The 18,050-nt window shown below is 62.5% G+C and carries 21 protein-coding genes; 7 read left to right on the forward strand and 14 right to left on the reverse strand.

Going from position 1 to position 18,050, the window contains the following annotated elements:
* Positions 1-114: 114 nt before the first annotated feature.
* Entirely contained in the window at positions 115-1,098 is a 984-nt protein-coding gene (cobS, locus tag ACSQ2A_RS08155) for a cobaltochelatase subunit CobS (RefSeq protein ID WP_295415782.1), read from the reverse strand.
* A gap of 107 nt (positions 1,099-1,205) precedes the next feature.
* Complete coding sequence (locus ACSQ2A_RS08160) at positions 1,206-1,832, reverse strand: J domain-containing protein (protein WP_436071805.1); 627 nt, start codon at positions 1,830-1,832, stop codon at positions 1,206-1,208.
* Positions 1,833-1,875: 43 nt separating this feature from the next.
* On the opposite strand from ACSQ2A_RS08160, the gene ACSQ2A_RS08165 reads away from it, so the two are divergent.
* Entirely contained in the window at positions 1,876-2,139 is a 264-nt protein-coding gene (locus tag ACSQ2A_RS08165; RefSeq protein WP_291420770.1) for a BolA family protein, read from the forward strand.
* A gap of 102 nt (positions 2,140-2,241) precedes the next feature.
* Here ACSQ2A_RS08165 and aroB read toward each other — a convergent pair whose 3' ends face one another.
* Together aroB and ACSQ2A_RS08175 are read right to left on the reverse strand one after the other, a co-directional pair.
* A complete protein-coding gene (gene aroB / locus ACSQ2A_RS08170) occupies positions 2,242-3,354 on the reverse strand; it encodes a 3-dehydroquinate synthase (RefSeq protein WP_436071806.1) in 1,113 nt (370 codons plus the stop codon).
* 11 nt (positions 3,355-3,365) lie between these two features.
* A complete protein-coding gene (locus ACSQ2A_RS08175; protein WP_295415776.1) occupies positions 3,366-3,941 on the reverse strand; it encodes a shikimate kinase in 576 nt (191 codons plus the stop codon).
* A 129-nt stretch (positions 3,942-4,070) separates the two neighbouring features.
* On the opposite strand from ACSQ2A_RS08175, the gene ACSQ2A_RS08180 reads away from it, so the two are divergent.
* From ACSQ2A_RS08180 to ACSQ2A_RS08190, 3 genes are all read left to right on the forward strand, one after another.
* Positions 4,071-4,289 carry a hypothetical protein gene (locus ACSQ2A_RS08180; protein WP_436071807.1) on the forward strand — a complete coding sequence of 73 codons (219 nt, stop codon included), beginning with the start codon at positions 4,071-4,073 and terminating at the stop codon, positions 4,287-4,289.
* Entirely contained in the window at positions 4,286-5,191 is a 906-nt protein-coding gene (locus tag ACSQ2A_RS08185) for a site-specific tyrosine recombinase XerD (protein WP_436071808.1), read from the forward strand. The genes ACSQ2A_RS08180 and ACSQ2A_RS08185 overlap by 4 nt, the downstream gene beginning before the upstream one ends.
* 156 nt (positions 5,192-5,347) lie before the next feature.
* Positions 5,348-6,301, forward strand: a complete 954-nt coding sequence (locus ACSQ2A_RS08190; RefSeq protein ID WP_436071809.1) for an acetyl-CoA carboxylase carboxyltransferase subunit alpha — start codon at positions 5,348-5,350, stop codon at positions 6,299-6,301.
* A 65-nt stretch (positions 6,302-6,366) separates the two neighbouring features.
* Here the strand turns inward: ACSQ2A_RS08190 and ACSQ2A_RS08195 are convergent, their stop codons facing one another.
* The gene (locus ACSQ2A_RS08195; RefSeq protein ID WP_436071810.1) at positions 6,367-6,651 is read right to left on the reverse strand and encodes a YciI family protein; all 285 of its coding nucleotides are present in this window, start codon (positions 6,649-6,651) and stop codon (positions 6,367-6,369) included.
* A gap of 134 nt (positions 6,652-6,785) precedes the next feature.
* Positions 6,786-7,007: a 50S ribosomal protein L31 gene (gene rpmE / locus ACSQ2A_RS08200; protein ID WP_035086754.1), complete on the reverse strand. Its 222-nt coding sequence runs from the start codon at positions 7,005-7,007 to the stop codon at positions 6,786-6,788.
* A 210-nt stretch (positions 7,008-7,217) separates the two neighbouring features.
* On the opposite strand from rpmE, the gene ACSQ2A_RS08205 reads away from it, so the two are divergent.
* Positions 7,218-9,035: an ABC transporter transmembrane domain-containing protein gene (locus ACSQ2A_RS08205; RefSeq protein WP_436071811.1), complete on the forward strand. Its 1,818-nt coding sequence runs from the start codon at positions 7,218-7,220 to the stop codon at positions 9,033-9,035.
* 147 nt (positions 9,036-9,182) lie between these two features.
* Here the strand turns inward: ACSQ2A_RS08205 and ACSQ2A_RS08210 are convergent, their stop codons facing one another.
* The gene (locus ACSQ2A_RS08210; protein WP_436071812.1) at positions 9,183-10,208 is read right to left on the reverse strand and encodes a peptidoglycan -binding protein; all 1,026 of its coding nucleotides are present in this window, start codon (positions 10,206-10,208) and stop codon (positions 9,183-9,185) included.
* Positions 10,209-10,211: 3 nt separating this feature from the next.
* Entirely contained in the window at positions 10,212-11,201 is a 990-nt protein-coding gene (locus tag ACSQ2A_RS08215) for a flagellar motor protein MotA (protein ID WP_436071813.1), read from the reverse strand.
* 166 nt (positions 11,202-11,367) lie between these two features.
* Between ACSQ2A_RS08215 and ACSQ2A_RS08220 the strand changes: the two genes are divergently transcribed.
* Positions 11,368-12,108 (forward strand): DUF1868 domain-containing protein, encoded by a 741-nt coding sequence (locus ACSQ2A_RS08220; protein ID WP_436071814.1) that lies wholly within the window; start codon positions 11,368-11,370, stop codon positions 12,106-12,108.
* On the opposite strand, the gene ACSQ2A_RS08225 is transcribed toward ACSQ2A_RS08220, so the two are convergent.
* From ACSQ2A_RS08225 to ACSQ2A_RS08240, 4 genes are all read right to left on the reverse strand, one after another.
* Entirely contained in the window at positions 12,083-12,877 is a 795-nt protein-coding gene (locus tag ACSQ2A_RS08225) for an inositol monophosphatase family protein (protein WP_295415760.1), read from the reverse strand. The genes ACSQ2A_RS08220 and ACSQ2A_RS08225 overlap by 26 nt on opposite strands.
* 133 nt (positions 12,878-13,010) lie before the next feature.
* Positions 13,011-14,219, reverse strand: coding sequence for a tetratricopeptide repeat protein (locus tag ACSQ2A_RS08230; RefSeq protein ID WP_436071815.1), 1,209 nt, complete (start codon positions 14,217-14,219; stop codon positions 13,011-13,013).
* Entirely contained in the window at positions 14,216-14,821 is a 606-nt protein-coding gene (locus ACSQ2A_RS08235) for a thiamine phosphate synthase (protein ID WP_436071816.1), read from the reverse strand. Before ACSQ2A_RS08235 ends, ACSQ2A_RS08230 begins: the two co-directional genes overlap by 4 nt.
* A gap of 178 nt (positions 14,822-14,999) precedes the next feature.
* Positions 15,000-16,028: a class I fructose-bisphosphate aldolase gene (locus tag ACSQ2A_RS08240; protein ID WP_295415752.1), complete on the reverse strand. Its 1,029-nt coding sequence runs from the start codon at positions 16,026-16,028 to the stop codon at positions 15,000-15,002.
* Between the two features lie 206 nt (positions 16,029-16,234).
* Between ACSQ2A_RS08240 and ACSQ2A_RS08245 the strand changes: the two genes are divergently transcribed.
* Positions 16,235-17,065 carry an aldo/keto reductase gene (locus ACSQ2A_RS08245; RefSeq protein ID WP_436071817.1) on the forward strand — a complete coding sequence of 277 codons (831 nt, stop codon included), beginning with the start codon at positions 16,235-16,237 and terminating at the stop codon, positions 17,063-17,065.
* A gap of 115 nt (positions 17,066-17,180) precedes the next feature.
* Here ACSQ2A_RS08245 and ACSQ2A_RS08250 read toward each other — a convergent pair whose 3' ends face one another.
* Positions 17,181-17,555, reverse strand: a complete 375-nt coding sequence (locus tag ACSQ2A_RS08250) for a cell division protein ZapA (RefSeq protein ID WP_436071818.1) — start codon at positions 17,553-17,555, stop codon at positions 17,181-17,183.
* A 3-nt stretch (positions 17,556-17,558) separates the two neighbouring features.
* Positions 17,559-17,846, reverse strand: a complete 288-nt coding sequence (locus tag ACSQ2A_RS08255) for a DUF4164 family protein (protein ID WP_295415748.1) — start codon at positions 17,844-17,846, stop codon at positions 17,559-17,561.
* Positions 17,847-18,050 lie beyond the last annotated feature (204 nt).

Raw genomic sequence — 18,050 nt, forward strand, 5'->3', positions numbered from 1 at the left:
TCTCGTTGCGGCCGGGCCGCCCCTAACGGTGTCATTCCCGCGCAAGCGGGAATCCCTGTTTTGGTATCCGAATGGGGATTCCCGCTTGCGCGGGAATGACCCGGTGGATGTTGATCAGGCCGTGACCGCCAGGTTGGCCGAGGATTCGGGCAGATCTTCGCCGAACACGCGCTGGTAGAACTCGGCAACCACGGGGCGTTCGAGTTCGTCGCACTTGTTGAGGAAGGTCAGGCGGAAGGAGAAGCCGACATCGCCACCAAAGATCTGGGCGTTTTCGGCCCAGGTGATGACCGAGCGCGGCGACATGACGGTCGACAGATCGCCATTGATGAAGGCCGAGCGGGTCAGGTCCGCGAGGCGCACCATGTTGGAGACCAGCTTCTTGCCCTTGTCGGTGTCGGAATAGGCTTTGTTCTTGGCCAGAACAATGCCGACTTCCTTGTCGTGCGGCAGGTAGTTGAGCGTCGTGACGAGGCTCCAGCGGTCCATCTGGCCCTGGTTGATCTGCTGCGTGCCGTGGTAGAGGCCCGAAGTGTCACCCAGACCAATGGTATTGGTGGTCGAGAACAGGCGGAAGGCGGGGTGGGGCACGATAACGCGGTTCTGGTCGAGCAGGGTCAGGCGGCCCGACTGTTCCAAAACGCGCTGGATCACGAACATCACGTCCGGGCGGCCGGCGTCGTATTCGTCGAAGACGAGGGCGATATTGTTCTGCACGGCCCAGGGCAGGATGCCGTCGCGGAATTCGGTGATCTGCTTGCCGTCCTTGAGGACGATGGCGTCCTTGCCGACGAGGTCGATACGCGACACGTGGCTATCGAGATTGACGCGGACCAGCGGCCAGTTGAGGCGCGCCGCGACCTGTTCGATATGGGTCGACTTGCCGGTGCCGTGATAGCCCTGGACCATGACGCGGCGGTTGTAGGCAAAGCCGGCCAGAATCGCGAGCGTGGTGTTGCGGTCGAACAGATAATCCGGATCGATCGGCGGTACGTGGTCGGTACGCTCTTTGTAGCCCTTGACCACCATATCGGTATCGATGCCGAAAAGCTCGCGGGCCTTGTAATCGGTGTCGGGCAGATTGGTGAACTCGGTCATGGCAAGGGCTCGTGGATCAAGAGATTTTCTTTTGGCGGGAGGCGCGTTGGCCCGTGGCTCTATAGCAGCATTGCTGACGTGCTGGTAGCCAAACTGTCACGGAACAACTAGCGGGCGACGAAGCCCATTTTCTTCAGGTGTGAATAGGCCGCAATGATGGTGCGGAGCTTTTCTTCGGAGGATCGATCGCCGCCGTTTACGTCTGGATGGTGGATTTTTACCAGGTTCTTGTAAGCCGCTTTGATGTCGTCGGATTTGGCGTGGCCGGAAAAGCCCAGGGACTCGAAAGCACGCCGATCGTTCTCGTTGAGCGGCTTTACGCGCTCGGCGGCGGGGCGCTGGGCCTGGCGGTGCCGGTAGCGGGCAAAGACGCCAAAGGGGTCGCCATATTTGTCGCCGGGGCGGGTGCTGGCCGTCCGGCCGGCAGCGCGTGCATTTTGCGGATTGCCAGTCGCAAAGCTCGAGCGCGACTCCGCCTTGGGCGGGGTCGTCAGGGCTTCGTCCAGTTCTTCCTGGCTCATGCCGGCGAAGAAATTGAAGGCCTTGTTGTAGTGGCGAACGTGCTCGAGGCAGAAATGGTGATACTGCCCCTCGCTGCGCGGCCCTTTTGGCGCGCGGTATTCGCCGGCCTCATCGCAGCCTTCCCATTCGCAGGAAAATTCGGCCGGCTCGGGCTTTTCTTCCCGGCGCGGTCGGATGCGGATTGAATCGAAAAGCTTGGATTGCTGTTTCATAGCACCTAGTTAAGTCTTCAAATCTTCAAGCGGAGCCCGCCCCATGTCCGTCAGGGACACAATGATAGCAAAGCTCACCGAGCGGTTCTCGCCTCTCCATCTCGAGGTGATCGACGAATCGAACAAGCATCGAGGCCACGCCGGATGGCGCGAAGGGGGCGAGACCCATTTCCGAGTCAGAATCGCGACCCGCGATTTTGACGGCTTGAGCCGCGTGGCGCAACACCGTGCGGTATTCGAAACGCTGGACGCGGAACTGAAAGACCGTGTCCATGCGCTCAATATCGAGGTTTTGCCGGCCAGTTGAGCCTATCCAAACACTCGGTGTCATTCCCGCGAAAGCGGGAATCTCGGTTTCCAAACAGGGATTCCCGCTTTCGCTGGAATGACACTGTGGATGGGATATGTCTTAGCCACGCATCTCGTCCAAAAATGCCGAAACCTTGGCGGGATCGACATTTTTTTCGATGAAGGCCTGGCCGATGCCGCGGGTCAAAATAAAGGTCAGCGCGCCGCGCGAGACTTTCTTGTCCTGCGCGATGGCGGCCATCAGGGTTTCGGTGGAGCCTAAACTTCCGGGGATGTCAGCCAATGTGGTGGGCAGCCCCGATTTTCGCAAGTGGGCTGAGATGCGGCCGGAATCCTGGCCCGGCGCGAGGCCGAGGCGGTTGGAGAAGGTGTGGGCCAGCACCATGCCGATAGCAACGCCTTCGCCATGGAGCAGCCGGTCGGAGTAGCCGGTGTCTTTTTCGAGCGCATGCCCAAAAGTGTGGCCGAGATTGAGCAGGGCCCGGACGCCGATTTCTTTCTCATCCTCGATGACGACGCGGGCCTTGTGGGCGCAGCACCTGGCGATGGCCTCGCCACGGGCCGGGCCGCCGGCAAAGATTTCGGCGTGATTGGCCTCTAACCATTCGAAGAAATCGGGATCGTCTATCAGGCCATATTTGACCACCTCGGCGTAACCGGCCGCGAACTGGCGGGCGGGGAGGGTGTCGAGCGCCGAGAGATCGGCCAGAACCAGTTTTGGCTGGTGGAAGGCGCCGACGAGATTCTTGCCGTGCGGAGAATTGATGCCGGTCTTGCCCCCGACCGAGGAATCCACCTGCGCCAGGAGCGAAGTCGGGATCTGCACAAAGTCCATGCCGCGGCGGGTGATCGAGGCGGCAAAGCCGGCGAGATCGCCGATGACGCCGCCGCCGAGGGCGATGACGAGGTCATTGCGTTCGAGCTTTGCGGCGAGAAGGCCCTCTACTACCGTCTGCAGGTGTTCCCAGCTCTTGGTGCTTTCGCCCGAGGGCAGGGTGATGGTCGAAAAAGTAAGGCCGGAAAATTCGAGGCTCGCCACGAGACGCGGTAGTTGCGCTTTGGCGACTTCGGTGTCGGTGACGATACCAAAGCGGCGGCCGGGAAATTTCTCAGCGAGGATTGCGCCGGCATCATCGATCAGGTTGGGGCCGATGAGGATGTCATAGGCGCGCTCGCCCAAGGCGACGTGCACTGTGTGGGAAATGTCGGCCATGGCGAAAACTTTCAGCGCAGGTGGTGCAGAAGGGCGGAGATGACGTCGGCGGCCACGCTGTCCTGCGGCACGTCGCGGCTCAAAACCGTGATGTCGGCCTCGGCATAGATGGGATAGCGGTCCGCGATCAGCTTTTCGAGCGTGCCCTTGGGGTCGGCGGTCTTGAGCAGCGGCCGATTGGAGCGGCGCGAGACGCGCTCGAAGAGCACATCGAGGTCGGCCTTGAGCCAGACCGAGATGGCGCCCGATTTCACCAGAGCGCGGGTTTCGGGATTGACGAAGGCGCCGCCGCCCGTTGCCAGCACGATATCGTCTTCCTTCAGGAGCCGGGAAATGACGCGCATCTCGCCGGCGCGGAATTCGGGTTCGCCACGCTGCGCAAAGATTTCCGGAATGGTCATCTGCGCGGCTTTTTCGATTTCCTCGTCGCTATCGAGAAAGCGCCGGCCCAGGCGTGCGGCGAGGCGGCGGCCGACCGTGGTCTTGCCCGCGCCCATCATGCCCACGAGGATGAGCGGCCTGCCGCCCAGCCGCTCGATGAGGGCCTTGGCGCGCGCCGATCGCGCGGGACTATCCGTTTTGCTCAAGAAAGGCGCCCTCCGAACTTAAGGCCGGTTGAAGCGATACGGCCCAAAGCTGTCAAGCGCAACGCGATTTTGCCTACCGGATGGAAACCTTTCTGTGGCAAAGTTTGATGCGAAAACGCCGGAAAGCTCATGCCGACTCTCTTTCGCCTGCTGATCACCATCCTGTTCCTGGCCGGCCTCGTCTATGCGGGGATGTTTGCGCTCGTCTCCTTCGTCGAGCCCAATCCCAAGGACGTGGTGCGCAATATCCCGACGCGCGAGCTTTTGGGCGAAACGGCGCCGACCCGACCGGTGGGCATGCCGACGCCCAATGTGACCAGCACGCCGGCCGCGACACCGGGCCAATGAGCCACCTCGTCGGGGCCTTCCTCGAAATGATGAGCGCCGAGCGGGGCGCCGCGGCCAATACGATCGCGGCCTATCGGCGCGATCTCACAAGCTATGCCGGCTTTGTTGCGGGCAAGAAGCAGACCCTGCTCGACTGTCCGCGCGAGACGGTGAACGCCTATCTCGATGGGCTCAAGGCGGAGGGGCTTTCGGCCTCTTCAAGCGCGCGGCACCTCTCGGCCATTCGGCAATTTCATAAGTTCCTTTGTGCCGACGGGATGCGGGGCGATGATCCAACGCGGATTGTCGCCAGCCCCAAGACGCGGCGGCCGCTGCCAAAAGTGCTGTCGGTGGCCGAGGTCGATCGCTTGCTCATGGCGGCTGAGCAGGAAGCGGGCAAGCCGGCAAAACCGGCCAAGGAAGAGTCTGCACGGCGAACCTATTGCCTTTTGGAGCTGCTCTATGCGACCGGGCTGCGCGTCTCTGAACTCGTCGCTTTGAAGCGTAACGCGGTGATGCGGGAAGGCAGTTTCATTACTGTCACCGGCAAGGGCAACAAGGACCGAGTTGTACCGATGAACGATCGGGCGCGTGATGCCGTACGCGCCTGGGCCGAGACGCTGCCCAAGGATGCCACATGGCTCTTTCCAGCTAAGGGGGAAAGCGGGCATTTGGAGCGGCAGGTTTTTGCGCGGGACCTCAAAGAGGTGGCGAAAGCTGCCGGAATTTCGGTGGCCCGCGTCGCGCCGCACGTCTTGCGCCATGCCTTTGCGAGCCACCTTCTCGCGGGTGGCGCCGACCTGCGTGTCGTGCAGATGCTGCTCGGGCATGCCGATATTTCGACCACGCAGATTTATACCCATGTGCTGGATGAAAAATTGCGCAATCTGGTGGAAACGCACCATCCGCTGGCCGGTGGATAGGGTCGAGCCTGTGGGAACGGGGGGAAATCCCACGCATTTCCTTTCCGAAACTTGACTCGGCATTGAACCATCGCCACTTTCCGGCCACTTTAGGGCGCAAGAGCCGTGGCCTAGAACAATCCGGGTCCATAACAACGACCCTTACTGGCGGGTGGGATGCTGTCTTATCTCGATTTTGAAAAGCCGGTCGCCGATCTCGAAGCAAAGATCGCCGAACTCAAATCCCTCGCCGCGACCGATCAGGCCGTGTCCATTGACGAGGAAGTGAACCGGCTTTCTGCCCGCGCCGACGAGGCGCTGGTGGAAATCTACAAAAAGCTCACGCCCTGGCAGAAGACCCAGGTGGCGCGCCATCCGCAGCGTCCGCATTTTTCCGATTATGTGTCGACGCTGATCACCGAATGGACGCCGCTGGCCGGCGACCGCAAATTCGGAGAGGACGCAGCGCTGCAGGCCGGCTTCGGTCGTTTCAACGGGTTGCCCGTGGCCATTCTCGGCCAGGAAAAGGGCAATTCAACCGAAACGCGCCTGAAACACAATTTCGGCATGGCCAATCCCGAAGGCTATCGCAAGGCCGTCCGCATCATGGACATGGCCGACCGGTTCAATATTCCGGTGATTTCCTTCGTCGATACGGCCGGTGCCTATCCCGGCATCGGCGCGGAAGAGCGCGGCCAGGCCGAGGCCATTGCCCGTTCGACCGAAAAGGGTCTTGAGCTTGGCGTGCCCAACATCGCCATCATCATCGGTGAAGGTGGTTCGGGCGGCGCTATCGCCATTGCCACGGCCAATCGCGTGCTGATGCTCGAAAACGCCATCTATTCGGTGATTTCGCCCGAAGCCGGCGCTTCGATCCTCTTCCGCGACGCCGCCAAGGCGCAGGACATGGCCACGGCCCAGAAGATCACGGCGCAGGACCTTCTTTCCTTCAAGGTGATTGACGGCATCATTCCCGAACCGACCGGCGGCGCGCATCGCCACCACGGTCAGGTCATGGATTCGACCCGCGTCGCCATTTCCGATTTCTTGGCTGAGTTCGCGCCCAAGTCGCGCTTGGAAACGCGCGAACACCGCCGCGAAAAGTTCCTGGCGATCGGCACAAACATCTAGGCCGAGTCTTTTTCGACTGAAGAGATCAGAACGCGGCTTGTGCAAACAGGCCGCGTTTTTTGTTGTTAGCCGGCCAGCGCTTTGAGGCCCGGGGCCGTGCGGCTGAACAGGGCTTCCGTCACCTCATATTGGGCGACGCCACCGGTCACGAATGGGTCCTGAGCCAGATAGGCCTCGATCTCTTCGCGATTGCCCTTGGCGAGGATGATGCCGCCAGTGCGCGGGTTCTTGCGGCCCGAGGCAAGGAACCAGCCGCGCTCATAGCCGTCGGCCACCCACTTCATATGCGCCTCGATATGGGGCTCGACCGCTTCGATCGGGGCCAGATAGGTCACGTTGAGGACAAACATGTGCAAAATACCTCCAACAAAAAACCCGGCGCGAGGCCGGGCTTTTCAGAATTCTGTCGCCAGAACCGCTTTGGGTTCCAGCTGGTCGCGCTTTCGAACCGGAAAAGTGGTGCCCACTTTTCCTGAAAGCACTCTTAGAGGCCGAGGCCCTTGAAACGTTCCTTAAAGCGGCTGACGCGGCCACCGCGGTCCATCAGCTGGCCCGTGCCGCCGGTCCAGGCGGGATGGGTCTTGGGATCGATGTCCAGCTGCAGCGTGTCGCCTTCCTTGCCATAGGTGGAACGGGTGACATAGCTGGTGCCATCGGTCATCACGACGTTGATGGTGTGGTAGTCAGGATGAATGTCGGCCTTCATGGTCTTCGCCTCAAATCAAACGGGCGCCGTGGCGCCCGGAGAGCTGGAAACTTGTTGTTGGCGGCTTCTTACATAATGGAACCCCAATAGGCAAGGGCGGGGGAGCGGCAATTTTACCCGTTTCCCGGCTGTTGCTCCCGCTAAGAGGGGAGCCTATATCCAACCGGCCGTCTAGAGGCGGCTTTGCGCAATCGGAATGCGGCCCCCAATATGACCGATCAAGCCGCCCCGGCGGAAAACACCACCGAAAAGGTGATCTCCGCCGCCAAGCTGCAGACGAAGCGGCTCTCGCCCCTGCGCCAGCTGCTGCCCTTTGTGCTCGCCTATCCGGTGCGATTGACCCTCACGGTCCTGTTTCTTCTCACCTCGGCCATCACCTCGCTCGCCATCCCCGCCATGCTGGGCGGTGTCGTCGATCAGGGTTTTGTCGCTCAGAACCTCGACAAGGTGAGCCAATATGGCCTCATCATCATCGTCATTGCGGCGGTCATGGCGGTGGCGAGCGGCGCCCGGTTTTATTTCATCTCGGTCATTGGCGAACGCGTCGTCGCCGACCTGCGCAAGGCGGCCTTTTCCCATCTTCTGACACTTGACCAGCGCTATTTCGACTCCAACCGCGTTGGCGAGCTGACCAGCCGCCTCAACGCAGATACGGCCATCATTCGCGGCGCCGTGGGCTCGAGTTTTTCGCTCTTCCTGCGCTCGATGGTGACGATTGTCGGCGCGCTGATCATGATGGTGTTGACCAGCCCGGTCCTGACCCTGGTGGTCGTCGTCGCGGCCCCCGCGATCCTCATCCCGGTGGTGGGCTATTCTCGCCGCCTGCGCGGCATGTCCCACAAGACCCAGGACGCACTGGCCGACCTGTCTGCCATGGCGACCGAGATGCTGGGCGCTACGCGCACCGTCAAGGCCTTTACCCAGGAACAGGTGCAGGCCGGCATTTATGAAGGGCGCAGCGAGGAAAGCTACCGCGCAGAAGTCCGCCGTCTCGGTGCCCGGTCCGTTCTTGTCTCGCTGGTCATTTTCCTCGGCACCTGTGCGCTGGTGGGCCTCGTGTGGTGGGGCGCCCGCGCCGTTTTTGAGGGCTCGGTGACCGCCGGGCAGCTGGCCCAGTTCATGGTCTATGCCCTCATGGCCTCCGGCGCCCTGACCAATGTCTCGGAAGTTCTTGGTGCCCTGCAGACGGTCGCCGGCTCGACCGAGCGGTTGACGGAAATTCTTTCGACCGAAGCGTCGATCGAAGATCCGGAGAATCCGGTGGACCTGCCCGTTCCTTCACTCGGAACAGTGGCCTTCGATCACGTTGGCTTTAGCTATGATCCCAGCCAGCCCGGCCGCGTGCTCGACGATGTGAGTTTTTACGTTGCCAAGGGCGAGACCGTTGCGCTTGTCGGTCCCTCTGGCTCGGGCAAGTCGACTACGCTCTCGCTGCTGCAGCGCTTTTATGACGTCACCGGCGGCACCATCCGTGTCGATGGCGTCGATATTCGCCATGCGCGTCTGGCCGATCTGCGCCAGCGCTTTGCCTATGTCGAGCAGGAGCCAACGATTTTTGCGGGCTCGATCGCCGAAAACATCCGCTTCGGCAAGCCCGGCGCCAGCGATGCAGAAGTGGAAGCAGCGGCGCGCGCGGCGCTGGTGCATGACTTCGTGGTCGATCTGCCCGCAGGCTACGACACCATTGTGGGCGAACGCGGCGTGATGCTGTCGGGCGGCCAGAAACAGCGCCTCGCCATTGCCCGGGCCATTCTCAAGAACGCACCGATCCTGCTGCTCGACGAGGCGACTTCAGCGCTTGACGCGCAGAGCGAGCGGCTGGTGCAGCTGGCGCTCGAACACCTGATGCAGGGGCGGACGACCCTCGTCATCGCCCACCGCCTCGCCACTATTCGCGATGCCAACAAGATCCTCGTGCTCGAAGCAGGACGGATCATCGACCAGGGCACGCATCAGGAACTGGTTGCCAAGGGCGGACGCTATGCGGAACTGGCGAAGTTGCAGTTCCGCGGGGATGTTTCGCACTAGAGAGGCCCCGACACACGATGTCATTTCCGCGAAAGCGGAAATCTCTCTGCGTCCGCCGAAGCTGATCTGGGGTCTCGCAAGGCTCGACCCGTGATTGGCTCACATCGCTCCACTAGAGCGATTTGACGGCGTGAGCGCCGTCGCTAATCACCCCTCTGTCAGCTTGAACTCGATCCGTCGATTGCGCCGGAACGCTTCTTCCGTATCGCCCGGATCGAGCGGGGCAAATTCGCCGAACCCTGCCGCGACGAGACGGGCCGGGGCCACGCCCTTGCTGACGAGATATTGCGCCACCGAAATGGCACGCGCCGCAGACAGCTCCCAGTTGGACGGGAAGCGCGCATTGGAAATCGGGCGGCTATCCGTGTGGCCATCGATACGCAGCACCCAATTGATATCGGGCGGGATTTCCGTTTCGAGCTGCAGGATGGCGTCGGCCAGGGCGTCGAGTTGCGGTGTGCCTTCGGTGGCAATATCGGCCTGACCGGGGTCGAACAGCACTTCGGACTGGAAGACGAAGCGGTCGCCCACGATGCGGACATCGGCGCGGCCTTCGAGGATTTCGCGCAGGCGGCCGAAGAAGTCGGAGCGGTAGCGCGACAGGTCCTGCACGCGCTGGGCCAGAGCCAGGTTGAGGCGACGGCCGAGATCGGCGATCTGGGTGCGCGATTCCGTATCGCGGGTTTCCGAGGCTTCGAGCGCCGATTCCAATGCGGCAATCTGGGTGCGGAGGGCCGCGAGCTGCTGGTTGAGCAGCGCCACCTGCGCATTGGCCTCGTCGGAGAGCTTTTCGGAGTTCAGCAGGTCTTCCTGCAGGCCCGCAATGGTGTCGTCGCGATCGCCAAGCCCGGCACCGATGCCCGAGAGCTGGCTGGTCAGGGTCTGGTTCTGCGCGTCAGCCGTTGCCAGGGTTGCCGTCAGCGTCGCCAGTTGTGCGGTGAGATCGTCGGAATTGGCGCGTTCGAGTTGCAGCAGTTCGGTCAGTTCGGCGATCTGGCTATTGAGCCGCGACAGCGCCGTGTCTCGCCCCTGGATTTCCTGCCCCAGGAAGAACTGGGTGAGCATGAACAGGCTCAGGAGGAAGATGATGACGAGCAGCAGGCTTGAGAGGGCATCGACGAAGCCCGGCCAGTAATTGGCCTCTACCCTGCGGCGTGAGCGGCTCGATGCCATGGCCTAGTCCCGGCGCTCGGAATTGTCGGTCTCGTTGAGCATGGCCTCGATGAGGTCGCGCAGCTTTCTATTGGTCTCGCCCTGTTCGGTAATATAGGCGCGCAGGTCTTCCTGCTCGGTGCGGATATGCTTGACCAACCCATCGATGCCGCGCGCCAGTTCGGCCATGGCGCGGATAGCGTTCTGCGAGGAATTCTGGCTCTGCATGCTGGCGCCGATGCTGTCGATCATGGCCTGCATGTCCGGGCCGCCGGCATTAGCCTGCATGGCGCTGACCGGATGGTCGAGCTCGGTCATGGAGGTCATCCAGTCTTCGAGATCGGTATAGAAGGCGTTCTGCGCCTGGCTCGTCTGCAGGTCGAGAAAGCCCAGGATCAGCGAACCGGCGAGGCCGAAGAGCGAGGACGAAAAGGCGGTGCCCATGCCCGCCAGCGGGGCGGCAAGGCCTTCCTTGAGATTGGTAAAGAGCGAGGCGCTGTCAGCCGAGGTCACGTCGAGCGCATTGATGACGCCGGCAACCGACCCCACAGTTTCCAAAAGGCCGTAAAAGGTACCCATGAGGCCGAGGAAGACCAGAAGGCCCGTCAGGTAGCGCGAGGTGTCCTTGGCTTCATCGAGGCGATTGCCCACCGAATCGAGAATGGAGCGCATGGAGGTGGGCGTAATGACCGCCTCGCCAATCCGCTCGCGCAAGAGCCCGGCGACGGGCGCCAGCAGCACCGGCGGGCGTACCTGGGCCGAATTGCCGTCCTGGAGCGAGTTGACCCATTTCACCTCTGGGAAGAGGCGGAACAGCTGCCGGAAACTGAGGAAGATGCCGATGAAGAGGGCGAAGAAGATCATCGAGTTGATGAACGGGTTGGCCCAGAAAAAGGTCACGATATTGGTGAACAGGATCGCCGCCACGAGGGCGATCAGCACCAGAAAAATGACGATCTTGACGAGGTAAACGGTGGGACTGGCGAGGTGATAGGGATCGTAACCTTGCGTCATCGTGCCTGACCTTTGCCCCGCGCACAGCAAATCAACTGCGCGAAGAGTAGAGGCGGCAGAATGGCGTGACAATGGAAAAGGTTAACGTTTCCGACGCTGGGCTGTCATGCCGGGTTCGTCTTGGCCCGCTAAGCCGGAGGCAATTCAGCCCAGCCGGAGACAAGTCTTGTCCATCAGCCCCGAAAAGCTCGCCCTTCACTTCGGTCTTTCCAGCAATGCGGATGCGCCAAGCCATCTCGGCACCCGCTATGACGAGGCCGGCACATTCCTCTCCGATCCGGGCAATACAGTGGTTTGTCACCTCCAGCCCGAGACCGCGACCGAAGAAGCCCTTTTCGATGCGCGGCAGCGTTATCTGGGCATGGCCGATGCCCAAAACCTGGCATTCACCGCGCCGGAGAGCCTCCATATGACGCTCTTCCAGGGTGTGCTGGGCCGTCGTCGTGCCTCGCCCTATTGGCCGGAAAACCTGCCGCTCGATACCCCGGTGCCGGATGTCACCGCGCTATTGTTGCAGCGTCTCGAAGGCTTTGCCGAAGGACCCGATTTTGCCGTCGAACTGGTGCAGGCCGTGCCCACGGGGCTGATCGTGGACGGGGTTTCAGAGGCCGACCGCAAGGCGATGGCCGAATGGCGGAACCGGTTTGCCGATCTCTTCGGCTATCGCCATCCCGACCACGAGCGCTACCAGTTCCACATCACCTTTGCCTATCCGATCCGCTGGATCGCGGACGAGCGGCTGCCGGCCTGGGCGATGATGCTCGACGAGGTCACCGAAGACATCAGGGCGCGGGCCCCGGTGCTCGAATTGCGAGCGCCGGCCTTTTGTGTCTTCGAGGATATGAACTTCTTCGACGAGCTCTTGGTGCTCGACCAGAAGGTTACTGAACCGAGCGAAGCTGCTTGAAGAGGGCCCCGTGCAGGGTCTCGTTGCCGGCGACGATCTGGCCGTTCCAGACCGAACCGGGCTGGCCGGCATAGTCGGTGACGAGGCCGCCGGCTTCCTTGACCATCAGCAGGCCCGGGGCCACGTCCCATGGCTTCAAACCGGCTTCCCAGAGCGCATCGAAGCGGCCTGACGCCAGCCAGGCCATGTCGACGGCGATCGAGCCCGAGCGGCGGATGCCGGCAACGGCGGGATTGATATGGCTCAGCTGGCGCAGCTGCAGGCCATCATTGGAGGTGCCCTGGGTCTTGATGCCGGTGGCAACCACGGCGTCCGACAGATGGCGGCGCTCGGCGACGCGCAGGCGCTTGCGGTCGGCGAGCCAGGCGCCGCCGCCCTTTTCGGCGGTGTAGAGTTCGTCCATCACCGGATTGTAGATGACCGAGGCGACGATATCGTCGCCGCGCTGCAGCGCGATGGCCACGGCAAAGAGAGGGATGGAGTGGAGGAAATTGGTGGTGCCGTCGAGCGGGTCGACGATCCAGGTGTGCTGGCCGTCGGTGCCGGCGACTTCACCGCCCTCTTCCATCAGGAATGCGTAGGTCGGGCGGGCCTTGCGCAATTCGTCAAAGACGATCTGCTCGGCGCGAAGGTCGGCCTTCGACACGAAATCGGCCGGGCCCTTGCGGGACACCTGCAGGTTTTCGACTTCGTTGAAATCGCGCGACAGGGACTTGCCGGCCTTGATGGCGGCGTTGACCATGACGGTGAGAAGGGCGGAACGCGCCATTGTTTGCTCGCTTGGCTTAAGCGGTTCATGCAGCGCCGCCGGGATTTTGTCCCGACGCGGCGCAAGTGGGGCCGGTGCCCTGCCGCTTCAATTGAAAGTTTGGCGGGCTTCTTGCCTCAGAACTTGGCTGGGTTCAAGGGTCTTGCGCCGGTTCGGTGGTGGCCGGCTCAGTCGTTTCGGTTTCTGGTGCCGGCGTAGCAGGCGCCGGAGCGGGTGGTTTGGCGTTGGTCACGCCATTGGGCAGCACCACGCGGCTCGGGGCATTTTCCATGTCGGTCGGCGCCGGCAGGGGTGGACCATAGACCTTTGGTGCCGTCGGAACCTCGGCGATGGTCTCGATGCTGGGCGGGGTCGAGGGCCAGAAGCGGGCGCGTTCTTCGGCCCGCGCCAAGGCGTCGGCGGGGATGGAGACCAGCAAGCGGTCGAGCGAGGGATCGGAAAGGCCCTGGCGCCGCGCCAGCGCCCGCCACATGGCCGCCGTTTCGAGGTCGAGCGCCGTACCTTCGCCAACCGCCACAAGTTTTGCCAGGCGGTTCTGCGCCACCGGATTGCCGCCCTGAGCGGCCTCCTCATACCAGCGGGCGGCCGCTTCGATATCGCGTTCAATACCCTGGCCCAGATAGAGCAGGGTCGCATAGTCGATCTGGGCGGCGATCAGGTCCTGCTCGGCGGCGAGGCCGATATAGCGGGCGCCTTCGACCGCGTCCGGGGCGACACCGGCGCCTTCGATGAGCATCGAGCCATAGTCATACTGGGCTTCGGGCAGGTCGGCATCGGCCGCTTCCTTCATCAGCGCAGCGGCCGTGGTCAGGCTCGGATCGGCATAGATGCCTTCTACGTGGAGCAAAGCCAGGTTGTATTTGGCGGGTGCATAGCCCTTGTCGGCAGCCTCGCGGAACAGTTCGGCCGCGCGGCTGCGATCCTCCGTTACGCCCGAGCCGTCCTGATAGAGCATGCCCAGCTCAAAGATCGCCAGCCTGTCGCCGTTCTTGGCGGCAAGCTGATACCAGCCGGCAGCGCGCTCGGCATTCTGTGCGACCCCGAGGCCTTTTGAATAGATTTCGGCGATCAGGGTCTGGGCCGCGGCATCGCCCTGCTCGGCGCGGGGCAGAGCGAGCTCGAGCGCGGTCAGAAAATAGCCGCGCTGGAAGGCGCCAAAGGCGTAGTCGGCTGGATCGGCCGAGCCGAAAATGGCGTTGGAAATGGATTGGGCTTCGTCGGTCTGCGCCTGCGATTGGGTCTGCCCCTGGGTCTGCCCCTGGGTCTGCCCCTCGGTCTGGGCCAGGGCCGCAGCGGGCAGGGTGGCGAGGGTGAGCGCCAGCAGCGGCGCGCGCCAGTTCATGCTTTGGCCTTCTGCGCTGTAGCAAAGGCCGCCAGCGACGCCGCCGGGTCGCCCTTTGCCCAGACACAATCGGAGAGTGCGAGAAATTCGGCGCCGGTCTCGTCGGCAGCATCAGGTGCGGCGGCCGGATTGGAATGGACGGCCGGCACTTCAAACGTCTCGGCCCACCATTGCGCGAGTTCTGCCGCCTGCGGATCGACGGCGCCGCCGAGCGGGCCAAACATCACATAGTCGACATCGAGCTCGCCAAAGCTCATGGCATCGTGGCGGGACCGCACATTGCCGGCCCCGACAATGCCGTCGGGCTTCAGGGCTTCGGTGGCCGCGCGAATGGCCTTGGCGCCGCCTGACGTGACATGGACGCCATCGGCGCCGATCGACTGGGCCAGGGCAACATCGTCCTCGACCAGCACCGCGGCACCGGCCGCCTGGCCGATCTGCACCAGTCGCTCGGCCAGCTCGGCATAGGCAGCATCATCGAGCGCGCCGCGGCGCACGAGGAGGGCGGCGACTTCAGGCCCGGTCAGCACGCTCATCAGCTGGCGCGGAAACTGCGCAAGGTCCGGATCGGCTGGGGTAATGAGGTAGAGCTGAGGGGCCATGGAGATTCCGGAGAAGACGCTGCGTGTCCGTAAAATGCCATTTTGGCAAGAAAGGGACGGGCCTCCAATAGGGTATGGGGCAAGGGGTGGCAATGTGAGCCACCAAAAGCCCAAAAGAAAAGGCGCGCTCCGGGAGAAGAGCGCGCCAGTCGTGACGTTGGGACGTCAGAGAGGAAACTTAAGCGGCCCGGTCGAGCTCGTTGGTCCATTCGCCGAGGGCGGCGAGCGAGTTCATGTGAGCCCGGTGGGTGAAGGCGGCCTGTGCGGCCGGGAAATTCTCGCGGCGACCGGCCCAGGTGCGCAGGGCCACGTTCTGCAGGGCCCGACCATAGGAGAAGGTCATCGGCCAGGGCTTGAACGGAATGCGGTTCATGGCGGAGAGATGCCCCGTCGCCTCTTCGTCGGTCTGGCCGCCGGACAGGAAGGCGATGCCCGGCACGGCCGCCGGCACGTGTTCCTTGAGGACTTCCACCGTGCGCTTGGCGACTTCCTCGACCGAAGGCCGATCGCGGGAATTGACGCCCGGCAGCACCATATTTGGCTTGAGCAGCATGCCCGAGAGATCGACGCCGGCAAGGCGGAGTTCCTTGAAGACGTTTTCCAGGACTTCGCCGGTCACCTGGGCGCAGCGTTCGAGCGAGTGATTGCCCGGATCGCCGTCGCCGACGACTTCGGGTTCGACCACCGGCACGATGCCGGCTTCCTGGCAAAGGATGGCATAGCGTGCCAGCGCATGGGCATTGGCACGGATATTGTTGCGGGTGGGGGCTACGTCATTGATGGTGATGACGGCGCGCCACTTGGCAAAGCCGGCGCCGAGTTCGGCATAGCGCGTCAGGCGCTGACGCAGGCCATCGAGGCCCTCGGTGATCTTTTCACCGCTATCGCCGGGCATGGGGAAGGCACCGCGGTCGACCTTGATGCCGGGAATGGTATCGACATCGGCGAGAATGGCGCGGAACGGGGTGCCGTCGGCGGCCGATTGTTCCAGGGTCTCTTCGGTCAGGATGACGCCGGAGATATAGTTGCGCATCGCGTCGGTCGAGCGGAACAGCATCTCGCGGTAGTCGCGGCGCAGGTCGAGCGAATTGGGCAGGTTGATCTTGGCGAAGCGCTTGGCAATCGTGCCTTCGGATTCGTCAGCGGCAAGAATGCCCTGGCCTTGCGTCATCAGCTTCTGAGCGATGGCATTGAGCGACTTGGTCATCGTATTTCTGGCGCCTTGCTGTCGGAATGTGATGGCCAGAGATTAGACTTTCGTTTTTGCGAGTTCGATTAGACCTTGGGTTATCAGACGAAAGGATGATCTTGTATGGTAGATTTTTTGGAACTTGGCAGGGCGGCGCGTTCATCGTAAAACGACGATCAAGCTGAGTCCTTCAGCCTAAACTTCCCACAGCATTGGATGAAAAGATGAGCACGCAACCGCACGTGACCTTCCATGATGGCCGTTCCATTCCGCAGGTCGGGCTCGGCGTCTGGCAGACACCCAATGACGTCGCCGTCACCGCCGTCGATGCCGCGCTGAAGGCCGGCTATCGCCATATCGATACCGCTGCCGTCTATCAGAACGAAGAGGGCGTGGGGCAGGGGATCGTCAAGTCGGGCGTCGCCCGCGGCGACATTTTTCTCACCACCAAGGTCTGGAACGACGATCAGGGTTTTGACCAGACGCTGCGCGCCATGGATGCGAGCCTGAAGCGCTTGGGTACCGACTATGTCGACCTCTACCTCATCCACTGGCCCTCGGCCTTTCGCGGCAAGTATGTGGAGACCTGGAAGGCGCTGATCCGCCTTCAGGAAGAGGGCAGGGCCCGCTCCATCGGCGTCTCGAATTTTGAGGGCACCTATATCGACGACCTCGTCACCGCGACCGGCGTTCTGCCTGTCATCAACCAGGTGCAGCTCCATCCGCGTTTCCAGCAGCGCAAGCTGCGCGCCGCCTATGAGCCGAAAAAGATCATCACCGAAAGCTGGAGCCCGCTCGGCCAGGGCAAGATGCTCGACAATGCGGTGATCGCTGGCATCGCCCAGCGCCACGGCAAGAGCCCGGCCCAGGTGATCATCCGCTGGCACATCGAGGAGGGCCTCGTGGTCATCCCGAAATCGGTAACCCCGAGCCGCATCGTCGAAAATTTCAATGTTTTTGATTTTGCGCTGAGCGATGCGGATAAGGCCGCGATCAATGGTCTCGATGCTGCCGATGGCCGCATCGGGTCGGACCCGGTGACGGCGCAGTTCTGAGTTCTCTTGCCTCTAACGCCGCGTCATTCCCGCGCAAGCGGGAATCCTGTCTCCTGAAACAGAGATCCCCGCTTTCGCGGGGATGACGTGGTGGCTGGCAATAAGCGCGGCGGCGCTACCCCTGCAGCGTCGCCGTCTCGTCCAGCACGCCGGCGATCGACTCGATCACCTTGCTCGCCTCATCGAGTTTCCCGGCAAAAGCCTTTTCGGTCGCTTCCAGCTCGTCGGCGATCTGATGCCCGGCCTGGGTCAGCGTTTCGACCTCGGCCTCAAGCGCGGCGATCTTCCGATTTGCCTCGGTCAATTCATCAAGCACGGCGATCCCGGCCATCACCGTCAGCCGGTTATCGCCGATTTCGCCCACGGCGCCCTTGAGCCCTTCGACCTGGGCGTTAAAGCGCTCGGCCAGAGCGATGAGGTGCCCCTGCTGGCCCTCCTCGCAGGCCATGCGATATTTGCGTCCGTTAATTTCGACATTGACCTCGGGCATCGGCTACTCCGTCTTGGCCAGAACAGAACGCACGGTTTCCATGGCCTCAACAAGGCGGCGGGAAACTTCGTGGGCGCTGTCGTCGAGACGCTTGGCGCGAGCGGAGGTCTTGTCGAGCTCCGTTGCGAGCCGCGCGCGCTCCTGCACCAGGCGCTGCGTATCGACCTCGATGCGCTTCAGCCGCTGCAGGCGACCGGTCATATCCTGAAGACTCTGGTCGAGCCGAGCCATGGCGCCGTCGAACCGCTTTGCCGCTGCGGCGAGGCCATCTTCATGCTGTCCGTCACTCATTGGCCGCAACTACCCCTAACGCAACGTCGATTCAAGCCGATCGACCCTGCCCCAAGCCCGGCCCCATTGCAATCACAGACCGGCAAATCACAAGCAAAACTGGACGCCTCGGGCTTTTGGCGACATTGACAGGCAAGACGAACCTGTTATGCCTCAACCCGCCTTTGGGAGGAGTGCCATCAGGCCTCTCGTCCCCTTTTTCCT

It is taken from the genome of Devosia sp. LjRoot3, from assembly GCF_964252865.1.
Taxonomy (GTDB): Bacteria; Pseudomonadota; Alphaproteobacteria; order Rhizobiales; family Devosiaceae; genus Devosia.